Genomic DNA, 14,961 nt, shown 5'->3' with positions numbered 1-14,961 from the left:
TGATCGGTTCCGGCGCTTAGGCTGCCGCTCATGTGCGGAATCGTGGGATACGTAGGGTCACAGTCGGCGCTCGATGTCGTGATGGCCGGGCTGAAGCGGCTGGAGTACCGCGGGTACGACTCGGCCGGTGTCGCCGTGCTCGCGGACGGCGGGCTGGCCGCCGCGAAGCGGGCCGGGAAGCTGGTCAACCTGGAGAAGGAACTGGCCGAACGGCCGCTGCCGGCCGGTTCCACCGGGATCGGGCACACCCGCTGGGCCACCCACGGCGGTCCCACGGACGGCAACGCGCACCCGCACCTGGACAACGCCGGCCGGGTCGCGGTGGTCCACAACGGCATCATCGAGAACTTCGCGCTGCTGCGCGCGGAACTCGCCGGGCGCGGGCACGAGCTGACCTCCGAGACGGACACCGAGGTCGTCGCCCACCTGCTGGCCGAGGAGTTCTCCTCCTGCGCGGACCTCGCCGAGGCCATGCGGCTGGTGTGCCGCCGGCTGGAGGGCGCGTTCACGCTGGTCGCGGTGGTCGCCGACGAGCCGGACGTGGTGGTCGGCGCCCGCCGCAACTCGCCGCTGGTGGTGGGTGTCGGCGAGGGCGAGGCGTTCCTCGCCTCCGACGTTGCCGCGTTCATCGCCCACACCCGCTCCGCGGTCGAACTGGGCCAGGACCAGGTGGTGGAGCTGCGCCGGGACGGCGTCACGGTGACCGGCTTCGACGGCCGGCCCGCCGAGGTCCGCTCGTACCACGTGGACTGGGACGCCTCCGCCGCCGAGAAGGGCGGCTACGACTACTTCATGCTCAAGGAGATCGCCGAGCAGCCCAAGGCCGTCGCCGACACCCTGCTCGGACGCATCGACCCGGCCGGCTCGCTGACCCTGGACGAGGTGCGCATCAGCCCCTCCGAACTGCGCGAGATCGACAAGGTCGTCATCGTGGCCTGCGGTACGGCCTTCCACGCCGGCCTGATCGCCAAGTACGCCATCGAACACTGGACCCGCATCCCCTGCGAGGTCGAGCTGGCCAGCGAGTTCCGCTACCGCGACCCGATCCTGGACGGCCGCTCCCTGGTGATCGCCATCTCCCAGTCCGGCGAGACCATGGACACCCTGATGGCGCTGCGGCACGCCCGCGAGCAGGGCTCCAAGGTGCTGGCGATCTGCAACACCAACGGCTCGACGATCCCCCGCGAGTCCGACGCGGTGCTGTACACCCACGCGGGCCCCGAGGTCGCCGTCGCCTCCACCAAGGCGTTCCTGACCCAGCTGGTCGCCTGCTACCTCGTCGCGCTGTACCTCGGCCAGGTGCGCGGCACCAAGTGGGGCGACGAGATCCCGGCGGTCGTCAGGGACCTGTCCCGCATCTCCGAGGAGGTCGAGCGGGTCCTGGAGACCATGGAGCCGGTACGGGAGCTGGCGCGGACCCTCGCGACGAAGGACACGGTGCTCTTCCTCGGCCGGCACGTGGGCTACCCGGTGGCCCTCGAAGGCGCGCTCAAACTGAAGGAACTGGCGTACATGCACGCCGAGGGCTTCGCCGCGGGCGAGCTGAAGCACGGCCCGATCGCACTGATCGAGGAGGACCTGCCGGTGGTGGTGGTCGTACCGTCGCCGCGCGGCCGGTCCCTGCTGCACGACAAGATCGTGTCCAACATCCAGGAGATCCGCGCGCGCGGCGCCCGCACCATCGTGATCGCGGAGGAGGGCGACGAGACGGTGGTCCCCTACGCCGACCACCTGATCCGCATCCCGGCCACGCCGACCCTGCTCCAGCCGCTGGTGGCCACCGTGCCGTTGCAGGTCTTCGCGTGCGAGCTGGCGACGGCGCGTGGCAACGAGGTGGACCAGCCGAGGAACCTGGCGAAGTCCGTCACGGTGGAGTGAGGGGGCGCCGTAGCGAGGGGCGGGGCGGACGGCCGGCCGTCCGCCCCGGGTCCGGCCGTACGGTTACCAGTTGATGCAGGTCTTCGGCACCCAGCCGGTCTTCTTGTCGCCGCCGTAGTACCACAGGTTGCTCTTCTTCCCGCAGGCCGTGTACGAACCGCCCTTGGACGCCTTGCCGTCGTTGCAGATCTCGCCCTTCGCGCCCTTGCCCCAGATGCCGACGGCCGTGGCGGTCGTCTTCGGGGAGGTGCGGACGTTGACGGTCTCCTTGGCCTTGACGTTGATGATCGCCTTGCTGCAGTCCCGCGGCAGCGACGCGGCCGAGGCGGTGCCGGCGACGGCGACGCTGCCGGTGAGGGCGGTGCCGACGAGGGCGGCGGTGGTGAGCGCGGTGCCCAGAGACTTCAACTTCACAGTGGTTCCTCCCGTTTGCGGTGCACGGGCGTTCCGTCGCTCGACGGAAAGCCGGTCACCCGGAAGGCTACTGGGCACGCGGCTCGCGATGATCTTCGGGTGGGCGGGAGGTCAGTGCACGGAGAAGCCGCCGTCGACATGGACCGACTGGCCCGTGACGTAGGCGGAGGCGCGGCTCGCCAGGAACACCGCCGCGCCCGCGAAGTCCTCGGCGAGCCCGTTGCGGCCGGTCATCGTGCGCGCGGCCAGCGCCGCCACCCGCTCCGGATCGGACGACAGCCGCGCGTTGAGCGGCGTCATCACGAAGCCCGGCACCAGGGTGTTGCAGGTGACGCCGTACGGCGACCAGGCCTCGGCCTGCGAACGGGCCAGCGACTCCAGCGCGCCCTTCGACACGCCGTACGCGCCGCTCTGCACGAACGCCCGGTGCGCCTGCTGGGAGGTGATGTGGATGATCCGGCCGAAGCCCCGCTCCGCCATGCCGGGCCCGAACCGCTGGCCCAGCAGGAAGGGCGCGTCCAGGTTCACCGCCATGGTGGTGTCCCACACGTCCTCGCCCAGCTCGTCCAGCGGCGGACGCAGGTTGATCCCGGCCGAGTTGACGAGGATGTCCGGCTCCCCGAAGACGGCCGCGGCCTCCTCGGCGGCCGCCCGCACCCCCGCGCGCGTGCCCAGATCCGCGCTCACCCAGGCCGCCCGGCATCCGTCCGCCGTCAACTCCTCGACTGTGGAGGCAAGTTCCTCCTTGCGTCGGGCGACGACCACCACCTGGGCGCCGGCCCGTGCGAGCGCGCCCGCGACGGCCCGCCCGATGCCGGAACTGCCTCCGGTCACGACGGCGACCCGGCCGTCCAGCGAGAAGAGACCGGAGAGATATGTGTGTGACGAGGTCATCCCCGCAGCGTAGGCGACGTGGTGTCGCCCGGGTGCCGCCCGTCGGGGCCGCCGTAGGGTGCTGGGCATGAGCATTATCGGGGTGGGCATCGACGTCGCCGAGATCGACCGGTTCCGGGCGTCCCTGGAGCGGACGCCCGGGCTGGCCGACCGGTTGTTCGTGGCCCGGGAACTGCTGCTGCCCAGCGGCGAGCGGCGCGGCATCGCCTCGCTGGCGGCCCGGTTCGCCGCCAAGGAGGCGCTGGCGAAGGCGCTGGGCGCGCCGCCGGGACTGCGCTGGACCGACGCCGAGGTGTACGTGGAGGGCAGCGGGCAGCCCCGCCTGCGGGTGACCGGCACGGTGGCCGCGCGCGCCGCCGAGCTGGGCGTCCGGTCCTGGCACGTGTCGCTCAGTCACGACGCGGGCGTGGCCTCGGCCGTGGTGGTCGCCGAGGGCTGACCGGCGGCCGGCCCGGGTGTGGACGGCCGGGTTTTCGGGGCAGACTCGGTGCCATGCGTACTGCGTACAGCGTGGAGACGGTGCGGGCGGCCGAGCAGGCCCTGATGGCGCGGCTGCCGGACGGCGCGCTGATGCAGCGGGCCGCCGCCGGGCTGGCCGCCGCCTGCGCCGAACTGCTCGGCCGGGTGTACGGCAGCCGGGTGGTGCTGCTCGTCGGCAGCGGCGACAACGGCGGGGACGCCCTGTACGCGGGGGCCCGGCTGGCCCGGCGCGGCGCCGGTGTGACGGCGGTGCCGCTCACTCCCGGCCGCGCGCACGCCGGCGGGCTCGCCGCGCTGCGCCGGGCGGGCGGCAGGGTCGTCCCGGCGGACCGCGCCGAGGAGCTGATCGAGCGGGCCGGCCTGGTCGTGGACGGGATCGTCGGCATCGGTGGCCGGGGCGGCCTGCGGCCGGACGCCGAGCGGCTGGCCGGGGCGGTGGCCCGGTCCCGCGCCGCCGTCGTCGCCGTGGACCTGCCGAGCGGTGTCGACGCCGGCACGGGCGAGGTGCGGGGCGCCGTGCTGCGCGCGGACCTCACCGTCACCTTCGGCGCATACAAGCCCGCACTGCTGGTGGACCCCGCGCGTGAGTACGCCGGTGTGGTCCGGCTCGTCGACATCGGACTGCGGCCGCCGCCCGCCGACGTGGAGCTGGAGGCCCTGCAACACGCCGAGGTGGCACGGCTGTTGCCGTCCCCGTCGGCGGAGAGCGACAAGTACCGGCGGGGCGTCGTCGGGATCGCCGCCGGGTCCGGGCGGTACCCGGGCGCGGCCGTGCTCGCCGTGGCCGGGGCGCTGCGGGGCGGCGCCGGGGCCGTACGGTACGTCGGCCCGGCCGCGGACGCGGTCCTCGCGCGGTTCCCCGAGACCCTGGTCTCCGCCGCCGGGCCCGCCAAGGCCGGCCGGGTGCAGGCGTGGGTGACCGGGCCGGGCGCCGGGGACGACGCGGCGACCGTGGCCGAGGTGCTGGCCGCCGACGTGCCGGTGCTGCTCGACGCGGACGGGCTGCGGCTGGCCGACCGGGAGGCGGTACGGCGGCGTACGGCGCCGACGCTGATGACCCCGCACGCCGGAGAGGCCGCCGCGCTGCTCGGGGTGCGGCGCGAGGAGGTCGAGGGCGCCCGGCTGGCGGCGGTGCGGGAACTGGCGTCGGCGTACCGGGCGGCGGTCCTGCTGAAGGGCTCGACGACGCTGGTCGCCGGGCCCGGCGGCGGGCCGGTACGGGTCAACGCCACGGGCACGCCCTGGCTGGCCACGGCCGGCAGCGGCGACGTGCTGTCCGGGCTCGCCGGGTCCCTGCTGGCGGCCGGTCTTGGCCCGGTGGACGCCGGCAGTGTGGCGGCGTACCTGCACGGCCTGGCAGGCCGCTTCGCCGCGACCGGCGCCCCCACGGGCGCCCATGACGTGGCCGCACACATCCCCCAGGCCTGGCGAGAGGTACGCACCTGACCCCGGGGGAGGGGCGCGGGGAACTGCGCGCCCGGCCACGACGGTCCGGGGGTCCGGTGACGGCCGTGGGGCCCACGGCGGGATCGAACGGACGGGCATCCGGGGGGAGGACCGGGCAGCGCCCCCGAAGGGGCGCGGGGAACTGCGCGACCGGCCACGACGGACCCGAGGCCCGGAGACGACCATGGGCCCCACGGCGGAGCCGGACGGACCGCCCCGGTCGCAAGAAGCCCGGGTCCGGTGACGGCCGGGCAAGAGGCACGGTGGAGCCGGGCGGACCGGTGTCCGCGGCCGGAGCCCGCCGCCGGGGGCGGCCGGCGGGCTCTGAGAGACTGGGGGCGCCATGACTGAGACAGCAGCTGTGCCGACCGCCGCCCTGCGCGCCCGCGCCGAGATCGATCTGGGCGCCCTGCGCGCCAACGTGGAGACCCTGCGCGCCCGGGCGAAGGACGCCGCCGTGATGGCCGTGGTCAAGTCCGACGCGTACGGCCACGGAGCCGTGGCGTGCGCCCGGGAGGCCGTCGCCGCCGGCGCCACCTGGCTCGGCACGGCCACGGCCGAGGAAGCCCTCGCGCTGCGCGCGGCCGGCCTGTCCGGGCGCGTCCTGTGCTGGCTGTGGGTGCCGGGCGGTCCCTGGCGGCAGGCCATCGAGGCCGACATCGACGTGTCGCTGAGCGCGATGTGGGCCCTGCGCGAGGTCACCGCCGCCGCCCGCGCGGCGGGCCGCCCCGCGCGCGTCCAGCTCAAGGCCGACACCGGGCTCGGCCGCAACGGCTGCCAGCCCGGCGCGGACTGGGCCGAACTGGTCGCCGCCGCCCTGCGCGCCGAGGCCGAGGGCTTGGTCCGGATCACCGGACTGTGGTCGCACTTCGCGTGCGGCGACGAGCCGGGCCACCCGTCCATCGCCGCCCAGCTCACCCGGTTCCGGGAGATGGTGGCGTACGCCGAACAGCGCGGCGTACGGCCCGAGGTGCGGCACATCGCCAACTCGCCGGCCGCGCTCACCCTGCCCGAGTCCCACTTCGACCTGGTCCGCGCGGGCATCGCCGTGTACGGCGTCTCGCCCAGCCCGGAGCTGGGCACCCCGGCGGACTTCGGACTGCGCCCGGTGATGACGCTCAGCGCCGCGCTGGCCCTCGTCAAGCGCGTCCCGGGCGGACACGGCGTCAGCTACGGCCACCACTACGTCACCCCGGGCGAGACCACCCTCGGGCTGGTGCCGGTCGGGTACGCGGACGGCATCCCGCGGCACGCCTCCGGCAGCGGGCCGGTGCTGGTCGACGGCAAGTGGCGGACGGTGGCCGGGCGGGTCGCGATGGACCAGTTCGTGGTGGACCTCGGCGGCGACGAACCCCCGGTGGGCACGGAGGCGGTGCTGTTCGGGCCGGGCGACCGCGGCGAGCCCACCGCCGAGGACTGGGCGCAGGCCTGCGGCACCATCGCGTACGAGATCGTCACGCGCATCGGCAGCCGTGTTCCCCGCGTCCATGTGAACGGGTCCACGTGAGCGCGTCCCGCGTCCCGGTGGACCGGCGCGGGTGAACCGGGTGCGCGGCGGAACCGTCCGCCCCGCCCCTCCAGACGGACTCCGGCAGGCGAAGAGGAGCGGTACGTGAGCGACAGCAGCGCGGAGGCCGTGGCGGACGTCGTCGCCGCGGCGGCCGCCGCCTCCGCCGCGGGGGCGGCCGGGAGCTGGCGCAGGGCGACCGGCATCGCCGGCGCCGCGGTGGGCGTGCTCGCCGCCGGCGCGGCGGCCGGGGTCGCCCTGGAGCGGATGACGGTGAGCCGCGGGATGCGCCGCAGGGCCCGGCTGGCACTGGACGCGACGGGACCGTACGGCACCCTGCGCGGCACGCCCGGCAAGGCGTACGCCGACGACGGTACCGAGCTGTACTACGAGGTCGACGAGGCCGAGCCCGATCCGGGACCCGAGGTCTCGCCGCGCCGGCGCCGCCTCTTCGGCCGCAAGGCACCCGCCCCGGTCACCGTGGTCTTCTGCCACGGCTACTGCCTCAACCAGGACTCCTGGCACTTCCAGCGGGCGGCCCTGCGCGGGGTGGTGCGCACCGTGCACTGGGACCAGCGCAGCCACGGCCGGTCCGGGCGGGGCGTGGCCCAGAGCCGGGACCGCGAGCCCGTCACCATCGACCAGCTCGGCCGCGATCTGAAGGCCGTGCTCGACGCCGCCGCGCCGGACGGCCCGCTGGTGCTGGTCGGTCACTCGATGGGCGGAATGACGATGATGGCCCTCGCCGCCCACTACCCCGAGCTGATCCGGGACCGGGTCGTCGCCACCGCCTTCGTGGGCACCTCCTCCGGGCGGCTCGGCGAGGTCAACTTCGGCCTCCCGGTGGCCGGCGTGAACGCGGTGCGCCGGATACTGCCCGGGGTGCTGCGGGCGCTCGGCCAGCAGGCGGAGCTGGTGGAGAAGGGGCGCCGGGCCACCGCCGACCTGTTCGCCGGGATCATCAAGCGGTACTCGTTCGCGGGCCGGGACGTCGACCCGGCGGTGGAACGGTTCGCCGAGCGGATGATCGAGTCCACGCCGATCGACGTGGTCGCCGAGTTCTACCCGGCCTTCACCGAGCACGACAAGACCGAGGCGCTCGCCTTCTTCCGGGGCATACCGGTGCTGGTGCTGGCCGGGGTGCGGGACCTCGTCACGCCCAGCGAGCACAGCGAGGCCATCGCCGGTCTGCTGCCCGACGCCGAGCTGGTGCTCGTGCCGGACGCCGGGCACCTGGTGATGCTGGAGCACCCGGAAGTGGTCACCGACCGCCTCGCCGACCTGCTCACCCGTGCGGGCGCGGTGCCGGCAGGGGCTACCGTAAGTGGCTATGGAACGACCAGCAGCACCAGCAGCACACGAGGCCGCTGAGACCCGGTTGACCATCACCTCGCCCGAGCGGATGCGGGAGCTGGGCCGGCGGCTGGCCACGCTGCTGCGCGCGGGTGACCTGGTGATGCTCTCCGGGGAACTCGGCGCGGGCAAGACCACCCTGACCCGCGGGCTCGGCGAAGGACTCGGGGTACGCGGCGCGGTCACCTCGCCCACCTTCGTGATCGCCCGGGTCCACCCGTCCCTCGGCGCCGGCCCGCCCCTGGTGCACGTCGACGCCTACCGGCTCGGCGGCGGTCTGGACGAGATGGAGGACCTGGACCTCGACGTCTCGCTGTCCGACTCGGTGATCGTCGTGGAGTGGGGCGAGGGCAAGGTGGAGGAGCTGACCGACGACCGGCTCCAGGTCGTCATCCACCGGGCCGTGGGCGACACCACGGACGAGGTACGGCACGTGACCCTGACCGGACTGGGCGAGCGCTGGACCGGGTCCGACCTGGAGTCGCTGACAGCCTGAGCCACACCCCGCGAAACCGGCACGGCGCCGGACCCCCGGCGCCACACCCGCCCGCCGCCCCGCGCGGCTCCCCTACGGAGCACCCACGGAACGGCTGACGGACGCCGGCCGCACCGGGCGCCGGTCGCCGCGCCCGGCTACACGGACGACCGGCGTGCCGATGGTCGCGCCCGGCTGACGCGTTACGGTCCTCGACACCCCGGGTGCCGCGCTCGGCTACACGGACGACCGGCACCCCGGGCGTCGCGCCGGGCCGACGGATGACGGCCCTCGGCACGCCGGATGTCGCGCTCGGCTGCTCGCGGGCCGCCGTCGGCCGGTCGCCGCGTCCGGCCGACGGGTGACGGTCCTCGGCACCCGGGCGCTGCGCTCGGCTGCTCACGGGCCGCCGTCGGCCGGTCGCCGCGTCCGGCCGACGGGTGACGGTCCTCGGCACGCCGGTCGCCGCGTCCGGCCGACGGGTGACGGCCCTCGGCACGCCGGGTGTCGCGCTCGGCTGCTCGCGGGCCGCCGGCACGCCGGTCGCCGCGTCCAGCCGGCGCATGACGGCCCCCGGCGCGCCGATCGTCGTAGCCGACTGGCGGATCACGACCACCGGCACGCCGATCGCCGCGCCCGGCCGCCCACGGGCCACCGGCCGTAGCCGATCGCCGCCGTCGGCTACCGGATCACGACCACCGGTACGCCGATCGTCGCGAACTGCCACAGCGCGTCCCCGTCCGCCCGGCTCTCCCGGATGCCGCCCGTCTTCACGCTCGGGTCGGCCATCATCGTGCCCGAGCCGCTGTTCACCGCCGCGCTGAACCCGATCACCACCCCGTCCACGCTGGTGAACCGCACCACGTGCTCCACGGGCAGCCCGTCCGTTCCGGTGGCCGCGTTCGACCGGGACGTGACCCAGTACGTGCCCGGCACCGGGTCGACGGTGCCCGGACGCACCGGGAAGGTGTGCCGTACCCGGTTCCCGGGCGCGACCAGCCAGACCCGGTCGTCGTCCACCGAGTACACCACCCGTTCACCCGATCCGGAGCCGCCCGGCAGCGCCGTCGGGTTGTGCCGGTCCCGGGGCGCCTTCGTCGCGGCCGCCGCGGACGGGCTCGCCGCCGGCCCGCCGCGCAGAGCCAGGGGAGCGGTCGCCTGCGCCCGGTACGCCAGGAAACCGACCGTTCCCAGGGCCACCGCGGTGAGGCCGGCCACGATCCCCGAGCTGGTCCCTGCCACCTGCGCCCACCTCTGCGTCGAGCGATATGTCGTACTTCGTACAGACCGTAGCAGCCGGTGACCGTTCGCCCCGGGCGGCCGTGCGCGAGCCGCGGGAGCCGTAGGCTGTTCGCGTGCTCTTGCTCGCTCTGGATACCGCAACACCCGCCGTCACCGTCGCGCTGCACGACGGCACGGACGTCATCGCCTCGTCGAGCCAGGTGGACGCGCGCCGGCACGGGGAGCTGCTGCTGCCGGCCGTCGACCGGGTCCTGGCCGAGGCCGGACTGAAGCTGGAGGCCGTCACCGGCATCGTCGTCGGCACCGGCCCCGGCCCCTACACCGGGCTGCGCGTCGGCCTGATGACCGCCGACACCTTCGGCCTGGCGCTCGGCGTCCCGGTGCACGGCGTGTGCACCCTGGACGGCCTCGCCTACGCCGCCGACATCGAGGAGGGCCCCTTCGTCGTGGCGACCGACGCCCGGCGCAAGGAGGTCTACTGGGCGACCTACGCCGACTCCCGGACCCGGCTGACCGGCCCGGCCGTGGACCGCCCCGCCGACATCGCCGAGCGGGTCGCGGGACTGCCGGCCGTCGGCGCGGGCGCGCTGCTCTACCCGGACACGTTCCCGGTCGCCCACGAGCCCGCGCACGTGTCCGCCGCCGCCCTCGCCTCGCTCGCGGCCGGGAAGCTGGCCGCGGGCGGGGAACTGTCCGCGCCCCGGCCGCTGTACCTGCGCCGCCCGGACGCCCAGGTCCCCAAGAACTACAAGGTGGTCACCCCCAAGTGACACAGCCGGCCCCTCCCCGACTGCGCGAGATGCGCTGGTGGGACATCGACCCGGTCCTGGAGCTGGAGAAGGACCTGTTCCCCGAGGACGCCTGGTCCCGGGGGATGTTCTGGTCCGAGCTGGCCCACGCCCGGGGCCCGCAGGCCACCCGGTGCTATCTCGTCGCCGAGTGCGACGGCGGCCGGATCGCCGGGTACGCGGGCCTGGCCTCGGCCGGCGAGCTGGCCGACGTCCAGACCATCGCCGTCGCCCGCGACCACCAGGGCACCGGCCTCGGCGCGCGGCTGCTGACCGAGCTGCTGCGCGCGGCGACCGCGTTCGAGTGCCACGAGGTGATGCTCGAGTGCCGGGTCGACAACATCCGCGCCCAGAAGCTCTACGAGCGCTTCGGCTTCGTGCCCATCGGCTTCCGGCGCGGCTACTACCAGCCCGGCAACGTGGACGCCCTGGTGATGCGTCTGACCACGGGATCCGACAGCGGCCCGGCCGCGGGATCCGCCCCCGTACAAGGAACCGAGATCAATGACTGACTCACGCGACGAGCCTCTCGTACTCGGCATCGAGACCTCCTGTGACGAGACCGGCGTCGGCATCGTGCGCGGCACCACCCTGCTGGCGGACGCCGTCGCCTCCAGCGTCGACGAGCACGCGCGCTTCGGCGGTGTCGTGCCCGAGGTGGCCTCCCGGGCCCACCTGGAGGCGATGGTGCCGACCATCGACCGCGCGCTGAAGCAGGCCGGGGTCAGCGCCAAGGACCTGGACGGCATCGCGGTCACCGCGGGCCCCGGCCTCGCGGGCGCCCTGCTCGTCGGCGTGTCGGCGGCCAAGGCGTACGCCTACGCCCTCGGCAAGCCCCTGTACGGCGTCAACCACCTCGCCTCCCACATCTGCGTGGACCAACTGGAGCACGGCCCGCTGCCCGAGCCGACGATGGCCCTGCTGGTGTCCGGCGGCCACTCCTCGCTGCTGCTGTCCTCGGACATCACCTCCGACGTGCGCCCGATGGGCGCCACCATCGACGACGCGGCCGGCGAGGCGTTCGACAAGATCGCCCGCGTGCTCGACCTGGGCTTCCCCGGCGGCCCGGTCATCGACCGGTACGCCAAGGAGGGCGACCCGCGGGCGATCGCCTTCCCGCGCGGCCTGACCGGCCCCCGCGACCCGGCGTACGACTTCTCCTTCTCCGGTCTGAAGACCGCCGTGGCCCGCTGGATCGAGGCCCGGCGCGCGGCCGGCGAGGAGGTACCGGTCCGCGATGTGGCCGCCTCCTTCCAGGAGGCCGTGGTCGACGTGCTGACCCGCAAGGCCGTGCGCGCCTGCAAGGACGAGGGCGTCGACCACCTGATGATCGGCGGCGGGGTGGCGGCCAACTCCCGGCTGCGCGCCCTCGCCCAGGAGCGCTGCGAGGCGGCCGGCATCCGGCTGCGCGTGCCGCGCCCCAAGCTGTGCACGGACAACGGCGCGATGGTGGCCGCGCTGGGCGCCGAGATGGTCGCCCGGAACCGGGCCCCCTCCGGCTGGGACCTGTCCGCCGACTCCTCGCTGCCGGTGACCGACCCGCACGTGCCGGCCCACGACCATGTGCACGAGGTGAGCAAGGAGAACCTGTACTCGTGACCGTGGCACTGATGTGGGAGGCGCGGGCGGCCGAGGGACGGGGCGCGGAGCTGCTCGCCTGGGTGCGCGGCCGGCGCCTGGAACGGGAGCCGCTGCGCCGGGAGATCCTCCGCGCGCCGCAGGACCGGGTGCTGGTCATCACCTGGTGGGAGGCGCCGTACGACGCCCCGCTCCCGGAACTGCCCGATCCGGACCCGGAGCTGGTGACACGGGCCGTGCACCGGTGGCGGTTCGAGGCGGTGGCGGACGGCTGAACTTGCGCCGGCACCCCTCGTCTGCGCTATGATCATCACACAGCGAACGGCCGGAACACCGGCCCGGACGCCGTGCGTTGGTGGTCCAAGGAAAGACGTCCCGCTTCCTGCGGGGAGATGCAGGTGCAAGGCCTGCCCGGCGCTCCACTCGTCACCCCGCCTCCCGGATTCCGGGAGGCGGGGTGTTCGCGTTCCCGGTCCGGTTCCCCCGGCGGATCGAATCTTTCGCAATGTTTCCCGAATGTTGCGTCGGGCCCTTGGCGTGCGCGGTGCTTCGTGGAGAGGACCCGCGGCGCTACGATCGCGGATATGAAGCCTTCGAAGCCCGCAGAAACACAGACGGCGACCCTCGCCGAGATCGCCCGTGAGGCCGGTGTCTCCGCTCCGACTGTTTCGAAGGTCCTCAACGGCCGTGCCGACGTCGCCCCGGCGACCCGCAGCCGGGTCGAGGAGCTGCTGCGCTCCTACGGCTACCGGCGGCGCCGCGCCGAGGCCTCCCGCTCGCCCCTGATCGACCTGGTCTTCCACGAGCTGGAGAGCGCCTGGGCGATGGAGGTCATCCGGGGCGTGGAGAACGTGGCCAGGGACGCCGGGCTGAGCGTCGTCCTGTCGGAGTCGGCGGGCCGGCTCACCCCGGGCCGGACCTGGGCCGACCAGGTGGCCGCCCGCCGCCCGCACGGCGTGGTGCTGGTGCTGTCCGAGCTGGACGAGTCCCAGCGGGCGCTGCTGACCAGCCGCTCCATCCCGTTCGTGGTGATGGACCCGGCCGGCGACCCCGGCCCGGACGTGCCGTCCATCGGCGCCACCAACTGGCAGGGCGGACTCGCCGCCACCCGGCACCTGGTGGAACTCGGCCACACCCGGATCGGCGCCATCAGCGGCCCGTCCCGGATGATGTGCAGCCGGGCCCGGGTCGACGGCTACCGGGCGGCCCTGGAGACCGCCGGGCTGCCCGCCGATCCCGCGCTCGTCGTGGCCGGCGACTTCCACCACGACGCCGGCTACCGGCTCGGCCTGGAACTGCTGCGCCGCCCCGACCGGCCCACCGCCGTCTTCGCGGGCAACGACCTCCAGGCCCTCGGCCTGTACGAGGCCGCCCGCGAGCTGGGCCTGCGCATCCCCGAGGACCTCAGCGTCGTCGGCTTCGACGATCTCCCGGTGGCCCGCTGGGTGGGCCCGCCGCTGACGACCGTACGGCAGCCGCTGACCGAGATGGCCGAGGCCGCGGCCCGGCTGGTGCTGGAGCTGGGACGGGCCGAGGACGAGCGGGCGACGACCCGGGTGGAGCTGGCGACGAGCCTGGTGGTGCGCTCCAGCACCGCCGCACCGGCGGCCGCCTCCGGGTGAGGACTGCGTTCCGCTCGTGACGCGCACGCGGAGATCCGCGCGCGTCCGGTGCCGGGCGCGGGCGTCACCGCAGCGGGTGGCCGATCAGCATCGTCGGCGCCCCGGCCACCCGGGTGAGGAAGACGGTGGCCGCGTTCGGCCCCTCCGGCCTGACCTTGCGGCGCAGTTCCTCCGGCTCCACCGCCGAGCCGCGCTTCTTCACGGTGAGCGTGCCGACCCCGCGCTCGCGCAGCAGGGCCCTGAGCCGCTTGAGGTGGAAGGGCAGCCGGTCGGTGATCTCGTAGGCGGCGGCGTACGGCGTGGGCCGCGCCTCGTCTGCGGTGACGTAGGCGATCGTCGGGTCGAGGAGCCCGCCGCCGACCTCCTCGGCCACCTCCGCCACCAGGTGCGCGCGGATGACCGCGCCGTCCGGCTCGTACAGGTACCGGCCCACCGGCCGCACCGCGGGATCGGGCAGGCCGCGGCCGAGCAGCGTCCGCGGGCCCGGCAGCAGCGTGGCCCGCACCGCGCCCGGCGCCCCGGTCCCGAACCACAGCACCGCCTCCTTCACATCGCCGCCGTCGGAGATCCACTCGGCCTCGGCCTCGGCCGGGACGGTCTCGTGCGGGATGCCGGGGGCGATCTTCAGCGCGGCGCGGGGCGCGCGGCGGGCGGCCTCGACCGCCCAGGACAGCGGCGGCGAGTACGCCTCCGGATCGAACACCCGGCCGCGTCCGCCGCGCCGGGCCGGGTCCACGAACACCGCGTCGTACCCGGCGGTGTCCACCTCCGTGACATCGGCCTCGCGCACCTCGATGAGCCCGGCCAGGCCCAGCGCCTCCGCGTTCGCCCGGGCCGTCGCGGCGGTCAGCGGGTCGCGGTCCACGGCCAGCACCCGGATTCCCGCCCGCGCCAGCGCGATCGCGTCCCCGCCGATGCCGCAGCACAGGTCGGCGACGGAGGTCACGCCCAGCTCCGTCAGCCGCCGGGCCCGGTACGCCGCCACGCTCGCCCGGGTCGACTGCTCGACCCCGTTCGGGGTGAAGAACATCCGCCCGGCGTCCCCGGCCCCGAACTTCGCCGCCGCCCGCTGCCGCAGCCGGGCCTGGCCCAGCGCGGCCGAGACCAGTTCGGCGGGGTGGTCGCGGCGCAGCCGGGTGGCCACCGCGAGTTCCCGTGCGGGCTCGGTGTCGCGCACCTCGTCGAGGAGGGCGCGGCCTTCGGGGGTGAGGAGCAGAGCGAGGTCGTTCACCGGCTCATTGTGGGCCAGTCGGTGGATGACGTGCCCGCGGCGGCGGTGTCGCC

The 14,961-nt window shown here is 74.9% G+C and carries 15 protein-coding genes; 11 read left to right on the top strand and 4 right to left on the bottom strand.

Annotation, left to right across the window (positions count from 1 at the left end):
• Nucleotides 1-30: 30 nt before the first annotated feature.
• A complete protein-coding gene (gene glmS, locus ACZ4SV_RS03315; RefSeq protein WP_468001002.1) occupies nucleotides 31-1,878 on the top strand; it encodes a glutamine--fructose-6-phosphate transaminase (isomerizing) in 1,848 nt (615 codons plus the stop codon).
• 63 nt (nucleotides 1,879-1,941) lie between these two features.
• Here glmS and ACZ4SV_RS03310 read toward each other — a convergent pair whose 3' ends face one another.
• Entirely contained in the window at nucleotides 1,942-2,292 is a 351-nt protein-coding gene (locus tag ACZ4SV_RS03310) for a hypothetical protein (protein ID WP_468001000.1), read from the bottom strand.
• A gap of 111 nt (nucleotides 2,293-2,403) precedes the next feature.
• On the bottom strand, nucleotides 2,404-3,186 hold the full coding sequence (locus tag ACZ4SV_RS03305) for an SDR family NAD(P)-dependent oxidoreductase (RefSeq protein ID WP_468000998.1): 783 nt from the start codon (nucleotides 3,184-3,186) through the stop codon (nucleotides 2,404-2,406).
• Nucleotides 3,187-3,253: 67 nt separating this feature from the next.
• Between ACZ4SV_RS03305 and ACZ4SV_RS03300 the strand changes: the two genes are divergently transcribed.
• From ACZ4SV_RS03300 to tsaE, 5 genes are all read left to right on the top strand, one after another.
• Nucleotides 3,254-3,625 (top strand): holo-ACP synthase, encoded by a 372-nt coding sequence (locus tag ACZ4SV_RS03300; RefSeq protein ID WP_365880130.1) that lies wholly within the window; start codon nucleotides 3,254-3,256, stop codon nucleotides 3,623-3,625.
• 53 nt (nucleotides 3,626-3,678) lie between these two features.
• Nucleotides 3,679-5,112 carry an NAD(P)H-hydrate dehydratase gene (locus tag ACZ4SV_RS03295; protein ID WP_468000995.1) on the top strand — a complete coding sequence of 478 codons (1,434 nt, stop codon included), beginning with the start codon at nucleotides 3,679-3,681 and terminating at the stop codon, nucleotides 5,110-5,112.
• Nucleotides 5,113-5,455: 343 nt separating this feature from the next.
• A complete protein-coding gene (gene alr, locus ACZ4SV_RS03290) occupies nucleotides 5,456-6,619 on the top strand; it encodes an alanine racemase (protein ID WP_468000993.1) in 1,164 nt (387 codons plus the stop codon).
• Nucleotides 6,620-6,724: 105 nt separating this feature from the next.
• Entirely contained in the window at nucleotides 6,725-7,990 is a 1,266-nt protein-coding gene (locus ACZ4SV_RS03285; RefSeq protein WP_397938252.1) for an alpha/beta fold hydrolase, read from the top strand.
• Nucleotides 7,950-8,468: a tRNA (adenosine(37)-N6)-threonylcarbamoyltransferase complex ATPase subunit type 1 TsaE gene (gene tsaE / locus ACZ4SV_RS03280; protein ID WP_365880138.1), complete on the top strand. Its 519-nt coding sequence runs from the start codon at nucleotides 7,950-7,952 to the stop codon at nucleotides 8,466-8,468. The genes ACZ4SV_RS03285 and tsaE overlap by 41 nt, the downstream gene beginning before the upstream one ends.
• Nucleotides 8,469-9,128: 660 nt before the next feature.
• Here tsaE and ACZ4SV_RS03275 read toward each other — a convergent pair.
• Nucleotides 9,129-9,689, bottom strand: coding sequence for a hypothetical protein (locus tag ACZ4SV_RS03275; RefSeq protein WP_468000991.1), 561 nt, complete (start codon nucleotides 9,687-9,689; stop codon nucleotides 9,129-9,131).
• 113 nt (nucleotides 9,690-9,802) lie between these two features.
• Between ACZ4SV_RS03275 and tsaB the strand changes: the two genes are divergently transcribed.
• The 5 genes from tsaB (at nucleotide 9,803) to ACZ4SV_RS03250 (ending at nucleotide 13,677) form a co-directional block, all read left to right on the top strand.
• A complete protein-coding gene (tsaB, locus tag ACZ4SV_RS03270) occupies nucleotides 9,803-10,459 on the top strand; it encodes a tRNA (adenosine(37)-N6)-threonylcarbamoyltransferase complex dimerization subunit type 1 TsaB (protein WP_468000989.1) in 657 nt (218 codons plus the stop codon).
• Nucleotides 10,460-10,488: 29 nt separating this feature from the next.
• Entirely contained in the window at nucleotides 10,489-10,989 is a 501-nt protein-coding gene (gene rimI, locus ACZ4SV_RS03265; protein WP_365880152.1) for a ribosomal protein S18-alanine N-acetyltransferase, read from the top strand.
• Nucleotides 10,982-12,076, top strand: coding sequence for a tRNA (adenosine(37)-N6)-threonylcarbamoyltransferase complex transferase subunit TsaD (gene tsaD, locus ACZ4SV_RS03260; RefSeq protein WP_365880144.1), 1,095 nt, complete (start codon nucleotides 10,982-10,984; stop codon nucleotides 12,074-12,076). The genes rimI and tsaD overlap by 8 nt, the downstream gene beginning before the upstream one ends.
• Nucleotides 12,073-12,330, top strand: a complete 258-nt coding sequence (locus tag ACZ4SV_RS03255; protein WP_365880146.1) for a hypothetical protein — start codon at nucleotides 12,073-12,075, stop codon at nucleotides 12,328-12,330. Before tsaD ends, ACZ4SV_RS03255 begins: the two co-directional genes overlap by 4 nt.
• A gap of 309 nt (nucleotides 12,331-12,639) precedes the next feature.
• Nucleotides 12,640-13,677 carry a LacI family DNA-binding transcriptional regulator gene (locus ACZ4SV_RS03250; RefSeq protein WP_365880148.1) on the top strand — a complete coding sequence of 346 codons (1,038 nt, stop codon included), beginning with the start codon at nucleotides 12,640-12,642 and terminating at the stop codon, nucleotides 13,675-13,677.
• 64 nt (nucleotides 13,678-13,741) lie between these two features.
• Here the strand turns inward: ACZ4SV_RS03250 and ACZ4SV_RS03245 are convergent, their stop codons facing one another.
• The gene (locus tag ACZ4SV_RS03245; RefSeq protein WP_468000986.1) at nucleotides 13,742-14,908 is read right to left on the bottom strand and encodes a THUMP-like domain-containing protein; all 1,167 of its coding nucleotides are present in this window, start codon (nucleotides 14,906-14,908) and stop codon (nucleotides 13,742-13,744) included.
• Nucleotides 14,909-14,961 lie beyond the last annotated feature (53 nt).

The organism is Streptomyces sp. NPDC027672 (genome assembly GCF_055566335.1).
This window is presented reverse-complemented; position numbering and strand designations above follow the sequence as displayed.

What these genes read in the sequence shown, in the direction of transcription:
- glmS (WP_468001002.1), top strand. Translation starts at nt 31, where the DNA reads ATGTGCGGAATCGTGGGATACGTAGGGTCACAGTCGGCGCTCGATGTC.
- ACZ4SV_RS03305 (WP_468000998.1), bottom strand. Translation starts at nt 3,186, where the DNA reads ATGACCTCGTCACACACATATCTCTCCGGTCTCTTCTCGCTGGACGGC.
- ACZ4SV_RS03300 (WP_365880130.1), top strand. Translation starts at nt 3,254, where the DNA reads ATGAGCATTATCGGGGTGGGCATCGACGTCGCCGAGATCGACCGGTTC.
- ACZ4SV_RS03295 (WP_468000995.1), top strand. Translation starts at nt 3,679, where the DNA reads ATGCGTACTGCGTACAGCGTGGAGACGGTGCGGGCGGCCGAGCAGGCC.
- alr (WP_468000993.1), top strand. Translation starts at nt 5,456, where the DNA reads ATGACTGAGACAGCAGCTGTGCCGACCGCCGCCCTGCGCGCCCGCGCC.
- tsaE (WP_365880138.1), top strand. Translation starts at nt 7,950, where the DNA reads ATGGAACGACCAGCAGCACCAGCAGCACACGAGGCCGCTGAGACCCGG.
- rimI (WP_365880152.1), top strand. Translation starts at nt 10,489, where the DNA reads ATGCGCTGGTGGGACATCGACCCGGTCCTGGAGCTGGAGAAGGACCTG.
- tsaD (WP_365880144.1), top strand. Translation starts at nt 10,982, where the DNA reads ATGACTGACTCACGCGACGAGCCTCTCGTACTCGGCATCGAGACCTCC.
- ACZ4SV_RS03250 (WP_365880148.1), top strand. Translation starts at nt 12,640, where the DNA reads ATGAAGCCTTCGAAGCCCGCAGAAACACAGACGGCGACCCTCGCCGAG.